Here is a 19683-nt window from a genome sequence, read left to right on the forward strand (position 1 = left end):
CGGGCGATCAGGCGGGCGCGCGTGAAGATCACAGCGCGGCCAGGGCTGCCCTGATCTTTTCGGCCTGCTCGGCCAGGACAGCCTGATCGGCCATCTCGCCGGTATGGGGACGAAGCTTCACCCCCTCGAAACGCGGAATGACGTGCACGTGCAGATGGAACACGACCTGCCCGCCGGCCGGCTCGTTGAACTGCTGGATCGTCACCCCGTCGGCCGAAAACGCCCTGGTGACGGCCTTCGCCAGCGTCTGGGTCGTCGCCATCACCGCGGCCAGGTCGGTGGCCTCGACGTCGAAAATATTGCGCGAGGGCTTTTTCGGGATCACCAGGCAATGGCCGTCGCCGCGCGGCATGATGTCCATCAATGAAAGCGTGTGCTCGTCCTCGCAGAGCTTGTGCGCCGGCAATTCGCCGCGCAGGATCTTGGCAAACACGTTGTCGGCGTCGTAGGCGGGCTGGCTCATCTCATCCTCGTCGTGTGACCGCTATCGCGGCCATGTTTCGGCGCTAGTTTCACTGTCGTCAACCGGGCAGGGCCCGAATCCGCGGAGCCGTCGATGACCTATTTTTATCTCGCCGCCGCCATCATGTTCGAGGTCGTGGCAACCACCGCGCTCAAACAGACGGATGGTTTTACCAGATTGTGGCCGTCGCTGGTCACGGTCGGGGGCTACGCGCTCGCCTTCTATTTCCTGTCCTTGCCGCTGCGGGTGCTGCCGGTCGGCATCATCTACGCGCTCTGGTCCGGGGTGGGCATCGTGTTCATCACCGCGATCGGCTGGGTGTGGTTTCGCCAGACCCTCGACCTGGCCGCCATCATCGGCATCTTGCTGATCGTCGCCGGCGTGCTGGTGCTCAACCTGTTTTCCAAAACGCTCGCCCACTGAGCGGCCAGCGCGATCCCATTTTCGAGCGGCCGTCGCGATCACGGTTTTCTGAACGGGGCGTGGTCCTCGAAATAGGCCCCGACGCGGGCGACATCGGCGCGCTCGTGGTCGAGATAGTCGGCGACCGCGCGCCTGAGGCCCGGATGAGCGATGAAATGCGCGGAATGGGTGGTGACCGGCACGTAGCCGCGCGCCAGCTTGTGCGGCCCCTGCGCGCCGGCCTCCACCACTTTCAGCCCGCGTTCGATGGCAAACGCGATCGCCTGGTAATAACAGACCTCGAAATGCAGGAACGGGTGGTCCTCAACACAGCCCCAATGCCGGCCGAACAGCGTGTCGCCGCCGATGAAATTGATCGCGCCGGCGATATAGCGCCCGTCGCGCCGCGCCATGATCAGCAAAATGTCGTTGCCCATGCGCTCGCCGATCAGCGAAAAGAAGCGCCGGGTGAGATAGGGCCGACCCCATTTGCGCCCACCGGTGTCGATGTAGAAGCGATAAAAATCGTCCCAGACCGCTTCCGTCAGGTCGCGGCCGCTCAGCCACTTGATCGTGATTCCCTCCCCAAGCGCGTCGCGGCGTTCCTTGCGGATCGCTTTGCGCTTGCGCGAGGCGAGGGAGGCGAGGAAGGCGTCGAAGGACCCGTAATTCTCGTTGCGGAAATGAAACTGCTGGTCCGTGCGGCGCAGGAACCCGGCCTGTTCGAGCGCGTCGGCCTCGGCCTCCGGCGCGAAGGTGACATGGGCCGACGAGACGCCGAGCCGCTCCGTCAGCGTTTTCAGCCCGGTCGCGAGCGCGCCGCGCACCGGTCCCGGATCGCGGTCGCGAGCGACAAGCAGGCGCGGGCCGGTCGCCGGCGTGAACGGCACCGAGACCTGGAGTTTGGGATAATAGGCGCCGCCGGCGCGCTCGAACGCATCGGCCCAGCCGTGGTCGAAGACATATTCGCCCTGGCTGTGCGATTTCAAAAAACACGGAACGGCGCCGAGGAGGGCGCCGCCCGGCCCCTCCAGGCGCAGGTGCTGGGGCTGCCACCCGGTCTCGCGCACGGCGCAGCCCGCTTCCTCCAGGGAACTCAGAAAACCGTGCGAAACAAAAGGGTTGTAAGGCGTCTTGTCATCGTTGCGGCAGGTGCCGGCAAGCGCCTGCCATTCGCTCTCGCCGAACTGGCTGAACGAGGGCACGACGCGAATGACGAAGTCGTCCGCCTTGGGAGAGCCATTGCATGCGCTGCCTGTCGCCATCATGCCAAGATATGACGCCCGATCCGGCTTGCAAGGCAAAACCCGGCGTCTCTCCTCATCGGGTGGCGAGAGCGGGCTCGAAGCCCTCGAACGTCATCTGGTCGGCGAAGGCGAAGGTGCGGGCGATATCGTCCGGCGTGCGCACCGTCCAGGTGATGACCGGCATGGCGAGCCGTTCGCGGACGAAGGCGACGAACGGGTTCGGCAGATCGGCAACCCCGTAGGACACGAAAGCGATGTCGTGCGCCAGCATGGAAAAGTGCTTTTCCAGCTCCTCCGTCTGCGTCCCCATGGCCGTCAGCCCGACGGGAATGCCCGGCGCGTCGGCCGAAAAGCGCCGCACCAGCCAGGGGTCGAACGACATGATCGCCGCCCGGCCGGAATAGGCGGCAAGATCGCGGCCCACGGTGCGCACCAGCCCCGCATCGGCGCCCTCGGCCCCTTTCAGCTCGATGACAAGCGGCACCCGGCCGGCAACGCAGGCGAGCGCCTGGGAAAGCGAGGGCACGTGGGCGTCGGTTTGCCCGACGCGCATCGCGCCCAGTTTGGCGGCCGTATGGTCCTGCACGAGCCCCGGCCGGCCGGTGAGGCGGTCCAGTTCGGCGTCGTGAAAGACCATCGCCACCCCGTCGGCCGAAAGCCTGACGTCGCATTCGATCGCGTAGCCCTTGGCGCAGGCCGCCTCGAAGGCCGGCAGGGTGTTTTCCCAGCGCCGCCGGTTGAGGTCATGCAGGCCGCGATGCGCGATCGGTCGCGCGGTCAGCCACGACAGGTCGTGCGCGACACGCTCAGCCAAGTTCGAACATCGCCTCGATCTCGACCGGCGCGTTGAGCGGCAGGACGGCGGTGCCGACGGCGGCGCGCGCATGCCGGCCGCGCTCGCCCAGCACCTCGGCCAGCAGGTCGGAGGCGCCGTTGGCGACCAGATGCTGTTCGGTGAAATCCGGCGTCGAGGCGACGAATACGGTGATCTTCACCAGCCGGGCGATGTTTTCCAGATCGCCGGCGCCCGCCCTGGCCTGGGCGAGCAGGTTCAAGGCGCATTGGCGTGCCGCCTCCTGACCCTGAATTGTCGTCAAGTCGCGGCCGAGCAGCCCGGTGGCGATCAGGTTTCCGTCCCTGAGCGGCAATTGCCCGGAGATCATCAAGAGCGAGCCGGTGCGCACGAAGGGCAGATAGTTGCCGGCCGCGGACGCGGCAGGCGGCAGATCGTAGCCCAAATCGGCCAGGCGCTGTGCGGCTGTCATGATCGTGCGGCTCCCATCCATTGTGGCGCTTCGCGTTGTCGTCGGCATCGTACCGGTGCGCCAACAGTGTAATTTGCTCTGGCGTCCGCCAAGCCATATTTAATACTGTGCCCAGGAATCAGCCGAATGACGGCGCAAACGCCACCGACCGTCATGCAAGATCCGCCGCAGCGGATGTCAGGGAGACTATCATGCGCGTCATCCGCGCTATCGCCACCTGCGCCCTGTGCGGGCTCGCCGCGACGCCGGCCATGGCACAGCCGGGCCTGGTTCCGCACCGGGCCGTCTACGACATCGCGCTCGACGAGGCCTCCGACCGCTCCGGCATCACGGCGGCGCGCGGACGCATGGTCTACGAGTTCAACGGATCGGCCTGCGAGGGCTATACGGTCAATTTCCGCTTCGTCACCCAGATCGACACCGCCGACGTCTCGCGCATGACCGACCAGCAGACTTCGACCTATGAGGGACCGGGCGGCGACAGTTTCGACTTCGTCACCAAGGCCTATGTCGACCGGGCGCTCGACCGCGAGGTCAAAGGCCGTGCCCGGCTGAAGGACGGCGCCACCGTTGTGGAGATCGACAAACCCGTGCGCAGCACCGTGACGCTGGCGGTGACACAGTTTCCCACGCGGCACCTGGAAGAGCTGATCGCAAAGGCCGAACAGGGCGAAACCTTCTACGAAACCGATCTGTATGACGGGTCCGAGGACGCCGACAGGATCATGACCACCACGGTGATCATCGGCCAGCAGGACGTCACCGATCAACAGGACGGCGAATTCCCGGCGGCCGGCGCCATCGAGCCGGCGCGCTACTGGCCGGTGTCGATCGCCTATTTCGATCTGTCCAAGGGCGAGGAACTGCCCGATTACCGGATCGACTTCAAGCTGCATCCCAACGGCATCACCCGCGACCTCGTGATGGATTACGGTGATTTTTCCATGACCGGAACGCTGGTCGACCTGGCGCTGTTCGACCAGCCGGCCGGCTGCGAGAACTGAAGGCGGCGTTGTGGCCGTCTATGTCGATCGCCCGCTGTGGCGCTTCGCCGGCCGCAAATGGTGCCATTTGCTGGCCGACAGCCCCGAGGAGCTGCACGGCTTCGCCGCCAGGCTCGGCATAACCCGGCTCTCCTACCAGGGCCCGCCGAAGACGTCGGCGCCCCATTACGACATCACCGGGCTGGAGCGCAGCCGAGCGCTGGCGCTGGGCGCGGTCGCCTGCGGACGCGAGGAAATCGTCGCGGTGTTCCGCCGGGTCCGGGTCAAGAACGGCAAGCGGCGCGAACAGCCGGACGAACAGCGGCTGCCCGTAGCGCGGGCAGGGCGCAGAACCTCCAGCGGGCGGTAAAAGGCGGGCCGCGGCGGACCGGCACGACGGCAAATGGGCGTCGGGCTTGCAATAGCAGGCAAAATCGCCTATTTGCGCGCTCATTCCACACACGGGGATAGGTAACGAGCCGGGAGAAATCCGGTCGTCGCCGCCGGTGGCGCCATCGCAGACGCGGTGTCGTCGTTCACCCGTGGAGGCCAAACCGGAAAGGAAAATCCTATGGCACTGCCCGATTTCAGCATGCGCCAGCTTCTGGAAGCTGGTGTTCACTTCGGCCACCAGACCCACCGCTGGAACCCGAAGATGGCGTCCTACATCTTCGGCGCCCGCAACAATGTCCATGTCATCGACCTGTCGCAGACCGTCCCGCTGCTGCACCAGGCGCTCAAGGTCATCTCCGACACGGTGGCGGCCGGCGGCCGCGTGCTGATGGTCGGCACCAAGCGTCAGGCATCCGAGATCATCGCCGATTCGGCGCAGCGTTCGGCGCAGTATTTTGTCAATGCGCGCTGGCTGGGCGGCATGTTGACCAACTGGAAAACGATCTCCCATTCGATCCAGCGCCTGCGCAAGCTCGACGAATTGCTGGCCGGCGACGCCCAGGGCTTCACCAAGAAGGAGCGCCTCAACCTCGAGCGCGAGCGCGAGAAGCTCAACAAGGCCCTCGGCGGCATCCGCGACATGGGCTCGACGCCGGACCTGATGTTCGTGATCGACACCAACAAGGAAGCGATCGCCATCCAGGAAGCCAAGCGCCTGGGCATTCCGGTCGTGGCGATCGTCGATTCCAACTGCGATCCGGACATCGTCGATTACCCGATCCCGGGCAATGACGACGCCGCGCGCGCCATCTCGCTTTATTGCGACCTGGTCGCCAAGGCGGCGATCGACGGCATCGCACGCCAGCAGGGCGCGCTCGGCGTCGATGTCGGCGCGGCCGAGGAAGCACCGGTCGAGCCCGCGCTGGAACCCGAACCCGCGCCGGCCCCCGAAGCCGCGCCTGCGCCCGAAGCCGAAGCCGGCAAGAGCGCGTAAGAAATCCGTCGCAGTAATCTGCGAGGCGGACCGGCATGGTGCCAACCGTGCCGGCCGCGAACAAGGGCATTTCCCGGGCGTGCGCGACAGGTGCACAACAGCGCCTGACGGCGTCCGACCCGACTTGGTACGAGAGGTAGAGATGAGCATTTCGGCTGCACAGGTGAAAGAGCTCCGCGAGATGACCGGCGCGGGCATGATGGACTGCAAGAGCGCGCTGACGGAGACCGGCGGCGACATGGAGGCCGCGGTCGACTTCCTGCGCAAGAAGGGCGTCGCCAAGGCGGACAAGAAGGCCGGGCGCACCGCCGCCGAGGGCCTGATCGGCGTCGCCGCCGACGCCAGTGCCGGCATCGTCGTGGAAGTCAATTCCGAGACCGACTTCGTCGCCCGCAACGAGGCCTTCCAGGATCTGGTCCGCAACATCGCCACCGTCGCGCTGTCGACCGACGGATCGACCAACGCCGTCGCCCAGGTCGCCTATCCCGGCACCGGCAAGCCGGTGGTCGACCAGGTGCGCGACGCGATCGCGACCATCGGCGAGAACATGAGCCTGCGCCGCTCGGCCAAGCTGACCGTGGGGCAGGGCGTGGTGGCGACCTATGTCCACAACGCCGTCGGCGACAATCTCGGCAAGCTCGGAGTGCTCGTCGGCATCGAGACCGCCGGCGACGCCGAGGCCGCGCGCGGTTTCGCGCGCCAGGTCGCCATGCATGTCGCGGCGACCAACCCGATGGCGCTGACCACCGAAGAGCTCGATCCCGCCGCCGTGGCCAGGGAACGCGACATCTTCGCCGACCAGGCCCGCGCCTCCGGCAAGCCCGACAACATCATCGACAAGATGGTGGAAGGCCGGTTGCGCAAGTTCTACGAGGAAGTGGTGTTGCTGAAGCAGGCCTTCGTGATCAATCCCGACCTGACCGTGGAACAGGCGCTGAAGGAAGCCGAGGCAACGATCGGCGCGCCCGCCAAGCTGACCGGCTTCGTGCGTTTCGCGCTCGGCGAGGGCATCGAGCGCGAGGAAAGCGATTTTGCCGCCGAAGTTGCCGCAGCGGTCAAAAAATAACCCAATCTTAGCACCGCAAACACTATCAGGGCGTCGCGTGACAACGCGACGCCCTTCGTGTATCGCAAGCCGCGCAACGGTTTTCCGAACGATAAAGAGTGTGTGATGCCTGCCAAACCGCCCTATCGCCGTGTCCTGCTCAAAGCATCCGGCGAGGCGTTGATGGGCAAGCAGGGTTTTGGCATCGACGTCTCGGTCGCCGATCAGATCGCCGCCGACATCGCCGAGGCGCGAAAGCTCGGCGTCGAGGTCGGGCTGGTGATCGGCGGCGGTAATATTTTCCGCGGCGTGGCCGTGGCCTCGGCCGGCGGCGATCGGGTGACCGGCGACCATATGGGCATGCTGGCCACCGTCATCAATTCGCTGGCCATGCGCACCTCGCTGGTCAAGATCGGGGTCGACGCGGTGGTGCTGTCGGCGATCGCCATGCCCGAATTGTGCGAGAGCTTTTCCCAACGCAAGGCCACCGCCTACATGAACGCCGGCAAGGTGGTGATCTTCGCCGGCGGCACGGGCAATCCCTTCTTCACCACCGATTCGGCCGCCGCGCTGCGCGCCGCCGAAATCGGCGCCGATGCGCTGTTCAAGGGCACCCAGGTCGACGGCGTGTATTCGGCCGATCCGAAAAATCACCCCGATGCGCGCCGCTACGAGCACATCACCCATCGCGAAGTGTTGCAAAAAGGCCTGGCGGTGATGGATACCGCAGCGATTGCGCTTGCGCGCGAAAACAACATTCCGATAATCGTCTATTCGATACATGAAAAAGGCGGCTTCGCAGCGATTCTCAAGGGAGAAGGCCGCTGCACCGTTGTTTCCGACGAGTGAAACACGGTCCGCGAATGCCACCGGGAGACGGAGCCAGACAATGAGCAGCGGGTATGACTACAAGGATTTGCAACGGCGCATGGAGGGCGCGGTCAACGCCTTCAAGCACGATCTGGCCAGCCTGCGGACCGGACGCGCGTCGGCGAACCTGCTCGATCCGGTCATGGTGACGGCCTATGGCTCGCCGATGCCGGTCACGCAGGTCGGCACCGTGACCGTGCCCGAACCGCGCATGATCCAGATTTCCGTCTGGGACAAGACCCTGGTCGGCGCCGTCGACCGCGCGATCCGCGAATCCAATCTCGGCTTCAATCCGATCGTCGACGGCACGACGTTGCGCATCCCGCTCCCCGAACTCAACGAGGAGCGGCGCAAGGAACTGGTCAAGATCGCCCACCAATATGCCGAGAGCGCCCGCGTGGCCGCCCGTCACGTACGCCGCGACGGCATGGAAGGGCTCAAGAAGATGGAAAAGGACGGCGACCTCGGACAGGACGAGGTGCGTTCGCGCTCCGACCAGGTGCAAAAGCTGACCGACGACACCATCGCCACGATCGACAGCGTGCTCGCCGAGAAGGAAGCCGAGATCATGCATGTGTGATCGTGTGAACGGGGCTGTTTGCTGATCTGGAAGGCGACGATGACCAAACCGGCTCATATCGCGATCATCATGGACGGCAACGGCCGCTGGGCCAAGGCGCGCGGCATGCCGCGCACCGCCGGCCATCGCGCCGGCGTGGAGGTGCTGCGCAAGACCGTGCGCGCTGCCGGCGAGGCCGGGATCGACTGGCTGACGGTGTATGCGTTTTCGTCCGAGAACTGGTCGCGTCCCGCCTCGGAGGTCAACGATCTGATGGGGCTCTTGAAGCTCTTTATCCGGCGCGACCTGGCCGAACTGCATCAAAACGGCGTCAAGGTGCGCGTGATCGGCGACCGCAAGGGCCTCAAACCCGACATCAAGGCGCTGCTTGAGGAAGCCGAGGCGCTGACCCGGGACAATATCGCGATGAACCTGGTCATCGCCTTCAATTACGGCGCGCGCGACGAGATCGCCCGCGCCGCCGCCAAGATCGCGCGTATGGCGGCGCGCGGCGAGATCACGGCCGACCAGGTTACCGAAGACACGTTCGCCGCCTTTCTGGACACGGCCGGCATTCCCGATCCCGATCTGATCATCCGCACCGGCGGCGACCAGCGGCTGTCGAATTTCCTGCTCTGGCAGGCCGCCTACGCCGAATTCGTCTACCTGCCCGGGCATTGGCCCGACTTCACCCGCGACGACCTGCTTGCCGCCATCGAGATCTTCGCAAACCGGGACCGGCGCTTTGGCGGCGTTGCCGCCAGGGACGTGGCTTCGTGAGCGCCCGTCCGGGCCCGTTCCCGGCCGGACACCGGGTAGAGCGATGAGCAATTTTTACCTGCGGCTCGTTTCGGCCTTGGTCCTGGCCGGCGTCGCGCTCGGCCTGACCTATCTCGGCGGCGCGGCCTTTCGGGTGCTTGCCGTCGTCGTCGGCGCCGCGATTTTCTACGAATGGTGCCTGTTGAGCGACCAGCGCCGCCACATGGCGCATTTCGCGCTGATTTGCGGGGTGGCTTGCCTGCTGCTGGTCATGGTGCTTGCCGGCCTGCAGCCCGCGACGCTGCTGGTCGCGCTTGCCGCCGGCACCGGGTTGGCGCTGATCTCCGGCCTGGTTTCGGGGCAGGGCCTGTGGGGCGCCGGCGGCGTCGCCTACGCGCTTTTGCCGGTGATCGCCGCGACCGCCATTCGCGGCGACGGGCAGCCGGGGCTGGTCGCGGTGCTGTTTTTGTTTGCCGTCGTGTGGGCGACCGACATTTTTGCCTATTTCGTCGGCCGGCTGGCAGGCGGGCCGAAGCTGGCGCCGGCGATTTCGCCGGGCAAGACCTGGAGCGGCGCTTTCGGCGGCGTGCTGTTTGCCGTGATCGCCGGGCTCGGCGTGGCGACGGGGGCGGGCCTGCCCATCGGCTGGCTGGCGATCGCGGCGATCGTGCTGTTGAGCGCGGTCTCGCAAATCGGCGATCTGTTTGAATCCTGGCTCAAGCGCCATTTCGGCGCCAAGGACTCCTCCAGTCTCATTCCGGGCCATGGCGGCGTCATGGATCGCGTCGACGGTCTTGTCGCCGCCGTGATTGCCCTTTACCTGATCGGCGTGGCCGCATCGGGACCGAACGATCCCCTGGCCGCATTCGCGTCAGGCTGAACAGCGGCGTGACCTTGCCGAGACAGCGGACCGGCGCATGCAGGGGCAACAGTTAGATGGAAGTGGGCGGCATGCTGGATTCGATCATCGGCACGAACGGTCTTCTGATCGGGACGATCGTGCCGTTCCTGTTCGTGTTGACGGTCGTCGTCTTCGTGCACGAGATGGGGCACTACCTCATCGGCAGGCTGTGCGGCATCGGCGTCAACGCGTTTTCGATCGGCTTTGGTCCCGAACTGGTCGGCTTCACCGACAGGCACGGCACCCGCTGGAAGCTCTCGGCCGTACCGCTGGGCGGCTACGTCAAGTTCGTCGGCGACATGAACGCCACCAGCCAGCCTGGTTCAGAGGAAATGGAAGCGCTCAGCGAAAGCGATCGCGCGCGCGCCTTCCACCTGCAGCCGGTCTGGAAACGCGCGGCCACCGTGGTTGCCGGACCGCTGTTCAACTTCCTGCTGACGATCGCGGTGTTTGCGGTGATGTTTGCCGCTTATGGCCGCTTCGTCTCCGAACCGATCGTGTCGGAAGTCCGCGCCGACAGCCCGGCCGCCGCGGCCGGTTTCCTGCCCGGCGACCGTTTCGTTTCCGTCGACGGCAGCAAGGTCGAGACCTTCGCCGATGTGCAGCGGCTGGTCTCGGGCCGCGCCGGAGACGAGCTGACCTTTGTCATGCTGCGTCAGGGCGAGGAGGTCTTGCTGCGCGCGACGCCGGAGAGCACCGAACAGACCGACGCGCTCGGCAACACGATCAAAGTCGGTATCATCGGCGTCGTCAGCTCGCCGGAAGCCGGCCAGCCGCGCGCGGTCGAGTACGGTCCGCTGGAAGCCGTTGGCGAAGCCGTGACCGAAACCGGCTACATCATCGTGCGTACCGGTCAATTTTTGAAACGGTTTGTGGCAGGGCGTGAGGACCGCTGTCAGCTTGGCGGGCCTGTTCGGATCGCCGACATGGCCGGCAAGGCGGCAAGCAAGGGCTTCGAATGGTTGATACAACTCGTCGCGCTTCTGTCCGTGGGCATCGGTGTGCTAAACCTATTGCCGATCCCGCCGCTGGACGGGGGGCACCTGGTGTTTTATGCCGTTGAGGCGGCGACCGGCCGGCCGGTGTCCGAACGCGTGACGGAGGCGGTTTACCGGGCCGGGCTGCTGCTGGTACTGGTGTTTATGGGATTCGTGTTCTGGAACGACATATTCGGGTGCTGAGGTGCGAGAACGGCGGGCGACAGCGTATTGGATTGACTAGCCATTTACCATTTCCGGCAAATTGCGTGACGTGAAAGCCACGCAATGCGGATTAGTAAATGCAAATTAACCAGAAGCCTTGCGTGTATGGAATTTCCGGGTAATAGGGTATCAGGCACGATCAGATATCCGGTTTCTCGCCGTGGGGACTACGAGAACAAGGTAATTTAGCCCGATGAAGGCAACTAAGAAATTTTTGAGCGCCGCGTCGGCGGCCGCTCTTTCGGCCGGCATGATTGTGTCCGGCTCTTTGGCATTTCAGATGGCCAGCGTGGTGGTCGCCGAGGCGGCCGTGGTCCGTTCCGTCGATATCCGCGGCAACAGCCGCGTCGACAATGAAACCATTCGCAGCTACCTGAACATCCGCCAGGGGCAGAATTATTCCGGCGCCGACATTGACGAAGCCGTCAAGCGGCTGTTCGGCACCGGCCTGTTCGCCGACGTGCGGATCAATTTCCGCGGCTCGACGCTGGTGGTCGAAGTCGACGAATACGCCATCGTCAATCAGGTCATTTTCCAGGGCAATCGCAAGCTCAAGGACGCCGACCTCGCACGGGCCGTCCAGATGCGTGCCCGCGGGTCGTTCTCCAACGCGGCGATGGAAGCCGACGTCGAGACCATCCGCCAGGCCTACGCACAGATCGGCCGCGAGGACGCGATCGTCACCGCGCGCACGATCGATCTCGGCGAAAACCGCGTCAACGTTGTCTACGAGATCACCGAAGGCGGCCGTACCAAGATCGCGTCGGTGAGTTTCGTCGGCAACAACGCCTATAGCGACAGGCGGCTGCGCGACGTGATCTCGACCAAGAAGTCGAACCTGCTGTCCTTCCTGTTCCGCGACGACATTTACGACGAGAACCGGCTGCGGGCCGACGAGGAGGCGCTGCGCCGCTTCTACTACAATCGCGGCTACGCCGATTTCCGGGTGATATCCGCTTCGGCCGATCTCGACGAGACCACCAACGAGTACACCGTCAACATCACCATCGAGGAAGGCGACCGCTACACGTTCGGCGACGTCTCCATCGAGACCACGCTCGACGGCATCGACACCGGCGCGTTCGATTCGCTGCTGGAAACCCGTCGCGGCAATGTCTATTCCGCCAAGGACGTGGAAGACACGATCATCGCGCTGACCGAGCGCGCCGTGGGCATGGGCTACGCCTTCACCCAGGTCACGCCGCGCGGCAATCGCGATTTCGAAACCCGCACCATTTCGGTCGTCTATTCGATCGACCAGGGACCGCGCACCTATGTCGAGCGCATCGAGATCCGCGGCAATGACCGCACGCGCGACTATGTGATCCGCCGCGAGTTCGACATCAGCGAAGGCGACGCCTTCAACCAGGTCCTGGTGCAGCGCGCCAAGCGGCGCCTGGAGCGGCTCGACTATTTCACCGCGGTCAACATCTCCACCGTGCCCGGTTCGCAGCCGGACCAGGTCTATCTGGTCATCGACGTGGTCGAGAAGTCGACCGGCGAATTTTCCGTCGGCGCGGGTTATTCCACCGGCGATTCGGCCCGCGGACGCGAAGGCGTCAACATCGAGGGTTCGATCGCGGAGAAGAACTTCCTCGGCCGCGGCCAGTTCATCAAAGTGTCGGTCGGCGGCGGCAACGGTTCGCGCGATTACGGCCTGTCGTTCACCGAGCCCTATTTCCTGGGCCGGCGGATCTCGGCCGGCTTTGATATTTTCCGGCAGACGCGCTCCTTCGACAACTACACGTCCGAACTGACGGGAGCGACGGTGCGCTTCGGCCTGCCGATCACCGAGGCGCTCACCGGACAGGTTGCCTATTCCTATTCGGTCGAAGAATACGGCCTCACCGGCGCGTGCGACAGCATCACCAACGGAACCGGCGTCGCCCCGCCCGACGGCATTCCCGATCCGGGCTGCGTGATCTCGCCGGCGATCGTCACAGCGGTCGGGCAGAGCCCGTGGGTGAAATCGGCGGTCTCGGGCACGTTGCTCTACAACACGATCGACGACATGAAGAACCCGCGCGAAGGCATCTACTCGACCTTCTCGGTCGAGGTCGCAGGCCTTGGCGGCGATGCCCAATATGTCAAGCTGACCGGGCGCGGCACCTATTACCACACGCTGCTCGACGAGCAGGACGTGGTCGGCGTTCTGGTCGCCGGCGCCGGTCACATCATCCCCACCGGTCAGACCCTGCGCCTGTTCGATCACTTCCAGAATACGGACCGCATCATTCGCGGTTTCGAGGGAAGCGGTATCGGACCGGCCTCGTTGACCTCTCCGACCGACCATCTCGGCGGCACGACCTATTTCCATGCCTCGGCCGAGGCGCAGTTCCCGCTGCCGCTGGTGCCGTACGGCTTCGGTCTGAAGGGCGCGCTGTTCGTGGACGCTGCGACGCTTTACGGCAATACGCTGCTCGACGCCGATCCGTCGACGACGGGCATGAAATGGCGGGCCTCGGTCGGCGCCAGTATTCTGTGGTCGTCGCCGTTCGGTCCGATCCGCCTCGACTACGCGTTCCCGATCGTCAAGGAACCGACCGACGAGGTGCAGAATATCAACTTCGGCGTTTCCACCCGCTTCTAGGGTGGAAATCCGCGACCGCGAGCCCGGGACATCTGAGCCCGCGCGACCGAGGGTTCGGATCCAGTATGGCTGAGCCGCAGTTCTACGTGCCGTCGCGCCGCTATACGGCCGGCGAGATCGCCACGCTGGCCGGGGCGGAGATCGCCGATGAAACGCTTGCGGGCAACGAGATAAGCAGGCTGGTGGCCGCCGAGGAAGGCGGCCCCGGCACGCTTGTCTATGTCGAGAAGGGCCGCCACGCCAAGCTGCTGGACACACTGACGGCCGCTGCTGTGTTGTGCCCGGTCGAGCTGGCCGCAAGGGTGCCGGCCGGCATCGCCGCTCTGACGACGCCTTCGCCGGCGCTCGCCTTCGCCGAGGTGGCCGGCGTCGTGTGCCCGGCCGCCGCCTCGCCGCAGGCGGTGACCGGCGAGACCGGCCTGTCGCCGGCCGCCCACATCGCCGCCGACGCGCTTGTCGAACCCGGCGCCATCGTGGAGGCGGGTGCCGTGGTGGGGCCGGGCGCCGCGATCGGGCGCGGCACCGTGATCGCCCCCGGCGCGGTGATCGGACCGGGATGCCAGATCGGTCGCGACTGCTATGTCGGCGCGTCGGCAAGCATTGTCGCCAGCCTGATCGGCGACCGGGTCATCATCCATGCCGGCGCACGCATCGGCCAGGACGGATTTCGTTTCATGCCCTCGCCGGGCGGCCTGAAAAAGATGCCGCAGCTTGGCCGGGTGGTCATTCAAGATGACGTGGAGATCGGCGCCAACACCACGATCGACCGCGGCGCGCTGAGCGACACGCTGATCGGCGAAGGGACCAAGATCGACAATCTGGTTCAGCTTGGCCACAATGTCCGGATCGGCAGGCATTGCGCGATCGCCGCCCATGTCGGCATCTCCGGCTCGGTCGTGATCGGCGACTTCGTCATGCTGGGCGGCCTCGTCGGCATCGCCGATCACATCAAGATCGGAGACGGCGTGCATATTGCAGCGGCAAGCGGCGTGATGCATGACATTCCGGCCGGGCAGAAATGGGCGGGACTGCCGGCGCAACCGGCCAAGGAATGGTTTCGCGAGGTGAATATGATACGCAAACTGGCGGGCAACAAGGCGCGAAAGGGCAACCGGGATGTCTGAGCCGCAGGCCAATCCAGTTCTCGATACGCTCGACATCCAGGCACTGCTGCGCCACCTGCCGCACCGTTATCCTTTTTTGCTTGTCGACCGGATCGAGGAGGTCGACGGCGACAATTCCGCCGTCGGCATCAAGAACGTCACCATCAACGAGCCGCATTTCCAGGGTCATTTCCCCGAAATGCCGGTCATGCCGGGGGTCTTGATCGTTGAGGCGATGGCGCAGACGGCCGGCGCCATCTGCGTGCGCAATTCCGGCAAACACACGCCAAACCTCGTCTATTTCATGACCATCGATGGCGCGAAATTCCGCCGCCCCGTCGTCCCGGGCGATCAGTTGCGCATCGCAGTGCGCAAGCTCAAACAGCGCGGGGCGGTGTTCAAGTTCGCTTGCGTGGCGACCGTCGAGGGTACCAAGGTGGCCGAGGCGGAGATATCCGCCATGATGACGCCCAAACAGAACGGCTGAATACGCAGCCCCATGCAACAGCGGTCCGAAGATCTGATTCATCCAAGCGCGGTCATCGAGCCGGGCGCGCGCCTGGCGCCTGACGTGCGCATCGGTCCGTTCTGCCATGTCGGGGCCAACGTGGTGCTGGATGCGGGCGTCGAACTGCTCAGCCATATTTCGGTGACCGGCGCCACAACGATCGGCGCGGGCACGAAGATCTACCCACACGCGGCACTTGGCGGGCAGCCGCAGGACACCAAGCACAAGGGCGGTCACACAACCCTGACGATCGGGCGCAACTGCGTCATTCGAGAGGCCGTGACCATGCATGTGGGCACCGACGGCGGACGCAAGGCGACCGTGGTCGGCGACGACGGCTATTTCCTGTCCTATTCCCATGTCGCGCATGATTGCATCATCGGCAACAACGTCACCTTGACCCACGGCTCGACGCTGGGCGGGTTCTGCGAACTCGGCGACCACGTGATCGTCGGCGGACTGACGGCGGTCCACCAGCATGTCAGGATCGGCGCCCGCGCCTTCGCGGCCGGCTGCTCGGCGATTGTCGGCGACGTCATCCCCTACGGCATGGTGGCGGGCAACCGGGCCAAGCTCAGAGGCTTCAACATTGTCGGCATGCGCCGCTCCGGCATGCCGCGCGCCCAGATCCTGCGCATGCGTGAGGCCTATCGGCAGATTTTCGATCCGCAGCGCCCGCTGACGGAAAACCTCGACATCGTCAGAATCCGAGTTTTCCGACGTCGAGGCGGTGATGCAGATCGTCGCCTTCATGACCGATCGCGACAAACGCTATTTCTGCGTGCCACCGCGGGGGGAGAGCGATGCGGCCGCTGATGACGAGCACGCCTGAAGCCACCGGCGCCACCGAATTCACCCGGCGCGTCGCGATCGTCGCCGGCGGCGGCAGGCTACCGGCCGATCTCGCGCTCGGCCTGGCCGCGCGCGGACAGAACCCGTTCGTGGTCATTGTCGGCGGCGAGGTGAGGCCGGACTCGCCGCTCTGGCGGTTCGAACATGAAGTGATCGAACTGGAGGAGTTCGGCCGTCTTGTCGGGGTCCTGAAAACGGCGGGGGTGAGCCATGTCGTGCTTGCCGGCGCCATCGAGAGGCGGCCGGCCCTGTCGCGCCTGAAATGGACCGTCGACCTGATCGCGATGCTGCCGCGCGTTGTCGCCACGCTGGGGCGCGGCGACGACGGCATTTTGCGCGCCATCGTCGGTTTTCTGGAATCGCGCGGCTTCGCCGTGATGGGCGCGCACGAAATCCTGCCCGATCTGGTGGCGACGGCCGTCACGCTGACGCGTGCGCGGCCGACCGCCAAGGACCGCCGCGACATCAGCGCCGCACGGACCGCCGCACGGGCGATCGGCGCGCTCGATATCGGTCAGGCGGCGGTCGCCATTGGCGGGCGTGTGGTCGCGCTCGAAGGCATCGAGGGCACGGACGGGCTTTTGGCCCGGGTCGCCCACCTGCGTACGCATGGCCGCATCGCGGCGAGCAGCCGCGGCGTGCTGGTCAAATGCGCCAAGCCGGGCCAGGAATTGCGCGCCGACCTGCCCGCCATCGGTCCCAACAGCGTCGAAGGCGCCCATGCGGCCGGCCTGGTCGGGATCGCCGTCGAAGCCGGCCGCTCCATCATTCTCGATCAAGGCAAGGTGATCGAGACCGCGAACCGGCTCGGACTTTTCGTGACCGGGGTCGACGAGCGCGACCCATGAGCGCCGGCGCGCCATTGCGTGTCGCGGTGATCGCGGGCGAGGAATCCGGCGACCTTCTCGGCGCCGATCTTGTTCGCGCGCTGGCGATCAGCCTCGGGGAGGAACCGGAACTCTTCGGTGTCGGCGGACAGCATCTTGCCGGGCTTGGCCTGCGCACGCTGTTCGACCCGGAGGAAATCGCGCTGATGGGCTTTTCGGCCGTGGTCGCCAGGCTGCCGCAACTCGTCCGCCGCATCGCAACCACGGCACACGCGCTGGCCGACGCCAAGCCCGACGTGCTGATTACCATAGACAGCCCCGATTTCAGCCTGCGCGTGGCCAAGAAGGTGCGCGCGCTCGCGCCCGATATTCCCGTCGTTCACTATGTGTGCCCGAGCGTATGGGCATGGCGGCCGGGGCGGGCGGCGCACATGGCCGCCTTCGTCGACCATGTGCTGTGCGTGCTGCCGTTCGAGGTCGAGGTGCTGCGCCGCCTGGGCGGGCCGCCTGCGACCTATGTCGGCCATCGCCTGGTCCACGATCCCGCCGTCGTGACCGCAGCCGAGCGCCAGCGCGCAAAGGTTCCGCCCGCGGCGGGAGAAACGATCAGGCTGCTCGTTCTGCCCGGTTCGCGCCGCTCGGAGCTCAAGCGGCTGACGGAGCCGTTCGGCGAGACCGTCGCGATCATGCAGCAGCGCGGGCTGACGCTCGACCTGACCATACCGACATTGCCGCACCTGCAACAGACGCTTGCCGAGGCGACGCGCGACTGGGTGACGGCACCGACAATCGTCACCGGGGCGGCGCAAAAATACGCCGCCTTCGGCACGGCCGATGCCGCCCTTGCCGCCTCCGGCACCGTTTCGCTCGAACTCGCACTTGCCGGCGTGCCGCTGGTATCGTGCTACAAGGCCGACCCGCTGTTCAAATTCGCCTATTCGTTGCTGACGACATGGACCGGATCGCTGCCCAACCTGGTCGCCGACTACCCGGTCGTGCCGGAATATTACGATTCCTTCCTGAGCCCGGGTCTGGTCGCCAGGCAGCTCGAGCGCCTGGTCGCCGACACGCCCCAGCGCGCCGCCCAGCGCGCAGGCTTTGCCGATATCGCGCGCGCGATGGCGACCGAGCGGCCGGCTGGCGAAATCGCGGCCGAAGCGGTCGCGAGCCTGCTTGGCCAACGAAAAACGGCGCCCTGAGGCGCCGTTCGAATCACAAAAGCGTTGCCACAGGCTAGCGCTTGGCAATCGCCACGTAGTCGCGCGTCGTTTCCCCGGTATAGAGCTGACGCGGCCGGCCGATCTTCTGATGCGGGTCTTCGATCATTTCCTTCCACTGCGCGATCCAGCCGACGGTGCGCGCGAGCGCGAACAGCACGGTGAACATGGTGGTCGGGAAGCCCATCGCCTTCAGCGTGATGCCGGAATAAAAATCGATATTGGGATAAAGCTTCTTTTCGATGAAGTACTCGTCCGTCAGGGCGATTTTTTCCAGCTCCATGGCCACTTCCAGCAGCGGATCGTCCTTGATGCCGAGTTCGGCCAGCACCTCGTGCGTGGTCTTTTGCATGATCTTGGCGCGCGGATCGTAGTTCTTGTAGACGCGGTGGCCGAACCCCATCAGGCGGAACGGATCGTCCTTGTCCTTGGCGCGGTCGATGAATTCCGGAATCCGGTCCGGCGTGCCGATCTCGGCCAGCATGTTGAGCGCGGCCTCGTTGGCACCGCCATGGGCGGGACCCCACAGGCACGCGATGCCGGCGGCAATGCATGCGAACGGATTGGCGCCCGACGAACCGGCCAGGCGCACCGTCGACGTCGACGCGTTCTGCTCGTGGTCGGCGTGCAGGATGAAGATCCGGTCCATGGCGCGCGCCAATACGGGATTGATCTTGTAATCCTCGCAGGGCACCGAGAAGCACATATGCAGGAAGTTCGCCGAATAGCTCAGCTCGTTCTTGGGATACATGAAAGGCTGGCCGATATGGTATTTGTAGGCCATGGCCGCGATGGTGGGCATCTTGGCGATCATGCGCATCGAGGCGACCATGCGCTGATGCGGATCGGCGATATCGGTTAAATCGTGATAAAAGGCCGACAGCGCCCCGACCACGCCGCACATCACCGCCATCGGATGGGCGTCGCGGCGGAACCCGGTGAAGAAGCGCGACATCTGCTCGTGCAGCATGGTGTGACGCGTCACGCGATAGTCGAAATCCAGCTTCTGCGCCTTGGTCGGCAATTCACCGTAAAGCAGCAGGTAGCAAACCTCCAGAAAATCACCATGCTCGGCGAGTTGCTCGATCGGGTAGCCGCGATGCAAGAGCACGCCTTCGTCGCCGTCGATATAGGTAATCTTCGATTCGCAGCTGGCCGTGGAGGTGAAACCGGGGTCGTAGGTGAACATGCCGGAATCTTTGTAGAGGGACGCGATATCCACCACGCTCGGGCCGACGGATCCTGGCCTAACGTTCAAATCCAAACTTTTGCCGCCATATTCGAGCTTTGCGGTGGAATCTGTCATGGAGAACTCCTTCGTCTAAAATGGCTAGCCAAACGGGAAGCGCCGCGTGGGATTTCGCGGTGTCAAAAGTGCGCTTTAGCTATCCTATTTCCCGTTTCGTGCCAAGCTGGCCGAAACGGTAATGCTGCGGTGCAAAAGAGCCGGCCGGACCGGTTCTTTCACACCCATAATAGCGTTTCACGACACCGTCGCGCAAA

At 65.1% G+C, this 19683-nt stretch carries 20 protein-coding genes and 1 pseudogene; 16 read left to right on the top strand and 5 right to left on the bottom strand.

Going from position 1 to position 19683, the window contains the following annotated elements:
- Nucleotides 1–28: 28 nt before the first annotated feature.
- Nucleotides 29–463 (bottom strand): HIT family protein, encoded by a 435-nt coding sequence (locus ACT2B0_RS08645; RefSeq protein ID WP_473463597.1) that lies wholly within the window; start codon nucleotides 461–463, stop codon nucleotides 29–31.
- Between the two features lie 93 nt (nucleotides 464–556).
- On the opposite strand from ACT2B0_RS08645, the gene ACT2B0_RS08650 reads away from it, so the two are divergent.
- A complete protein-coding gene (locus ACT2B0_RS08650; RefSeq protein ID WP_473463600.1) occupies nucleotides 557–886 on the top strand; it encodes a DMT family transporter in 330 nt (109 codons plus the stop codon).
- Between the two features lie 38 nt (nucleotides 887–924).
- On the opposite strand, the gene ACT2B0_RS08655 is transcribed toward ACT2B0_RS08650, so the two are convergent.
- From ACT2B0_RS08655 to ACT2B0_RS08665, 3 genes are read right to left on the bottom strand one after another with little or no spacing between them, the layout of a single operon-like run.
- Entirely contained in the window at nucleotides 925–2130 is a 1206-nt protein-coding gene (locus ACT2B0_RS08655) for a GNAT family N-acetyltransferase (protein ID WP_473465872.1), read from the bottom strand.
- A 55-nt stretch (nucleotides 2131–2185) separates the two neighbouring features.
- The gene (locus ACT2B0_RS08660; protein WP_473463602.1) at nucleotides 2186–2926 is read right to left on the bottom strand and encodes a glycerophosphodiester phosphodiesterase; all 741 of its coding nucleotides are present in this window, start codon (nucleotides 2924–2926) and stop codon (nucleotides 2186–2188) included.
- Nucleotides 2919–3377 (bottom strand): RidA family protein, encoded by a 459-nt coding sequence (locus ACT2B0_RS08665; protein ID WP_473463605.1) that lies wholly within the window; start codon nucleotides 3375–3377, stop codon nucleotides 2919–2921. The genes ACT2B0_RS08660 and ACT2B0_RS08665 overlap by 8 nt, the downstream gene beginning before the upstream one ends.
- Before the next feature lie 191 nt (nucleotides 3378–3568).
- Between ACT2B0_RS08665 and ACT2B0_RS08670 the strand changes: the two genes are divergently transcribed.
- The 15 genes and pseudogenes from ACT2B0_RS08670 (at nucleotide 3569) to lpxB (ending at nucleotide 18162) form a co-directional block, all read left to right on the top strand.
- Nucleotides 3569–4381 (top strand): cell envelope integrity EipB family protein, encoded by an 813-nt coding sequence (locus ACT2B0_RS08670; RefSeq protein ID WP_473463607.1) that lies wholly within the window; start codon nucleotides 3569–3571, stop codon nucleotides 4379–4381.
- A 10-nt stretch (nucleotides 4382–4391) separates the two neighbouring features.
- Nucleotides 4392–4730, top strand: coding sequence for a DUF4031 domain-containing protein (locus ACT2B0_RS08675; RefSeq protein ID WP_473463610.1), 339 nt, complete (start codon nucleotides 4392–4394; stop codon nucleotides 4728–4730).
- 201 nt (nucleotides 4731–4931) lie between these two features.
- A complete protein-coding gene (gene rpsB / locus ACT2B0_RS08680; protein ID WP_473463612.1) occupies nucleotides 4932–5747 on the top strand; it encodes a 30S ribosomal protein S2 in 816 nt (271 codons plus the stop codon).
- 142 nt (nucleotides 5748–5889) lie between these two features.
- Nucleotides 5890–6813, top strand: coding sequence for a translation elongation factor Ts (gene tsf, locus ACT2B0_RS08685; protein WP_473463614.1), 924 nt, complete (start codon nucleotides 5890–5892; stop codon nucleotides 6811–6813).
- A 105-nt stretch (nucleotides 6814–6918) separates the two neighbouring features.
- Nucleotides 6919–7641: a UMP kinase gene (pyrH, locus tag ACT2B0_RS08690; protein WP_473463616.1), complete on the top strand. Its 723-nt coding sequence runs from the start codon at nucleotides 6919–6921 to the stop codon at nucleotides 7639–7641.
- Nucleotides 7642–7681: 40 nt separating this feature from the next.
- The gene (frr, locus tag ACT2B0_RS08695) at nucleotides 7682–8242 is read left to right on the top strand and encodes a ribosome recycling factor (protein WP_473463619.1); all 561 of its coding nucleotides are present in this window, start codon (nucleotides 7682–7684) and stop codon (nucleotides 8240–8242) included.
- A gap of 39 nt (nucleotides 8243–8281) precedes the next feature.
- Nucleotides 8282–9001, top strand: coding sequence for an isoprenyl transferase (locus tag ACT2B0_RS08700; RefSeq protein WP_473463621.1), 720 nt, complete (start codon nucleotides 8282–8284; stop codon nucleotides 8999–9001).
- A 43-nt stretch (nucleotides 9002–9044) separates the two neighbouring features.
- Complete coding sequence (locus ACT2B0_RS08705; protein WP_473463624.1) at nucleotides 9045–9860, top strand: phosphatidate cytidylyltransferase; 816 nt, start codon at nucleotides 9045–9047, stop codon at nucleotides 9858–9860.
- Nucleotides 9861–9931: 71 nt separating this feature from the next.
- On the top strand, nucleotides 9932–11062 hold the full coding sequence (gene rseP, locus ACT2B0_RS08710; protein WP_473463627.1) for an RIP metalloprotease RseP: 1131 nt from the start codon (nucleotides 9932–9934) through the stop codon (nucleotides 11060–11062).
- 214 nt (nucleotides 11063–11276) lie between these two features.
- Complete coding sequence (gene bamA, locus ACT2B0_RS08715; protein WP_473463629.1) at nucleotides 11277–13673, top strand: outer membrane protein assembly factor BamA; 2397 nt, start codon at nucleotides 11277–11279, stop codon at nucleotides 13671–13673.
- Nucleotides 13674–13738: 65 nt separating this feature from the next.
- Nucleotides 13739–14797 (top strand): UDP-3-O-(3-hydroxymyristoyl)glucosamine N-acyltransferase, encoded by a 1059-nt coding sequence (lpxD, locus tag ACT2B0_RS08720; protein ID WP_473463632.1) that lies wholly within the window; start codon nucleotides 13739–13741, stop codon nucleotides 14795–14797.
- Nucleotides 14790–15263 (top strand): 3-hydroxyacyl-ACP dehydratase FabZ, encoded by a 474-nt coding sequence (fabZ, locus tag ACT2B0_RS08725; RefSeq protein ID WP_473463635.1) that lies wholly within the window; start codon nucleotides 14790–14792, stop codon nucleotides 15261–15263. Before lpxD ends, fabZ begins: the two co-directional genes overlap by 8 nt.
- 12 nt (nucleotides 15264–15275) lie before the next feature.
- Nucleotides 15276–16116, top strand: a pseudogene (lpxA, locus tag ACT2B0_RS08730) (acyl-ACP--UDP-N-acetylglucosamine O-acyltransferase).
- On the top strand, nucleotides 16100–16984 hold the full coding sequence (locus ACT2B0_RS08735; RefSeq protein WP_473463640.1) for an LpxI family protein: 885 nt from the start codon (nucleotides 16100–16102) through the stop codon (nucleotides 16982–16984). The pseudogene lpxA and the gene ACT2B0_RS08735 overlap by 17 nt, the downstream one beginning before the upstream one ends.
- A complete protein-coding gene (gene lpxB / locus ACT2B0_RS08740; protein WP_473463643.1) occupies nucleotides 16981–18162 on the top strand; it encodes a lipid-A-disaccharide synthase in 1182 nt (393 codons plus the stop codon). The genes ACT2B0_RS08735 and lpxB overlap by 4 nt, the downstream gene beginning before the upstream one ends.
- A gap of 34 nt (nucleotides 18163–18196) precedes the next feature.
- On the opposite strand, the gene gltA is transcribed toward lpxB, so the two are convergent.
- A complete protein-coding gene (gltA, locus tag ACT2B0_RS08745; RefSeq protein WP_481658470.1) occupies nucleotides 18197–19486 on the bottom strand; it encodes a citrate synthase in 1290 nt (429 codons plus the stop codon).
- Nucleotides 19487–19683 lie beyond the last annotated feature (197 nt).

Source organism: Nitratireductor sp. J20-h4, from assembly GCF_056780505.1.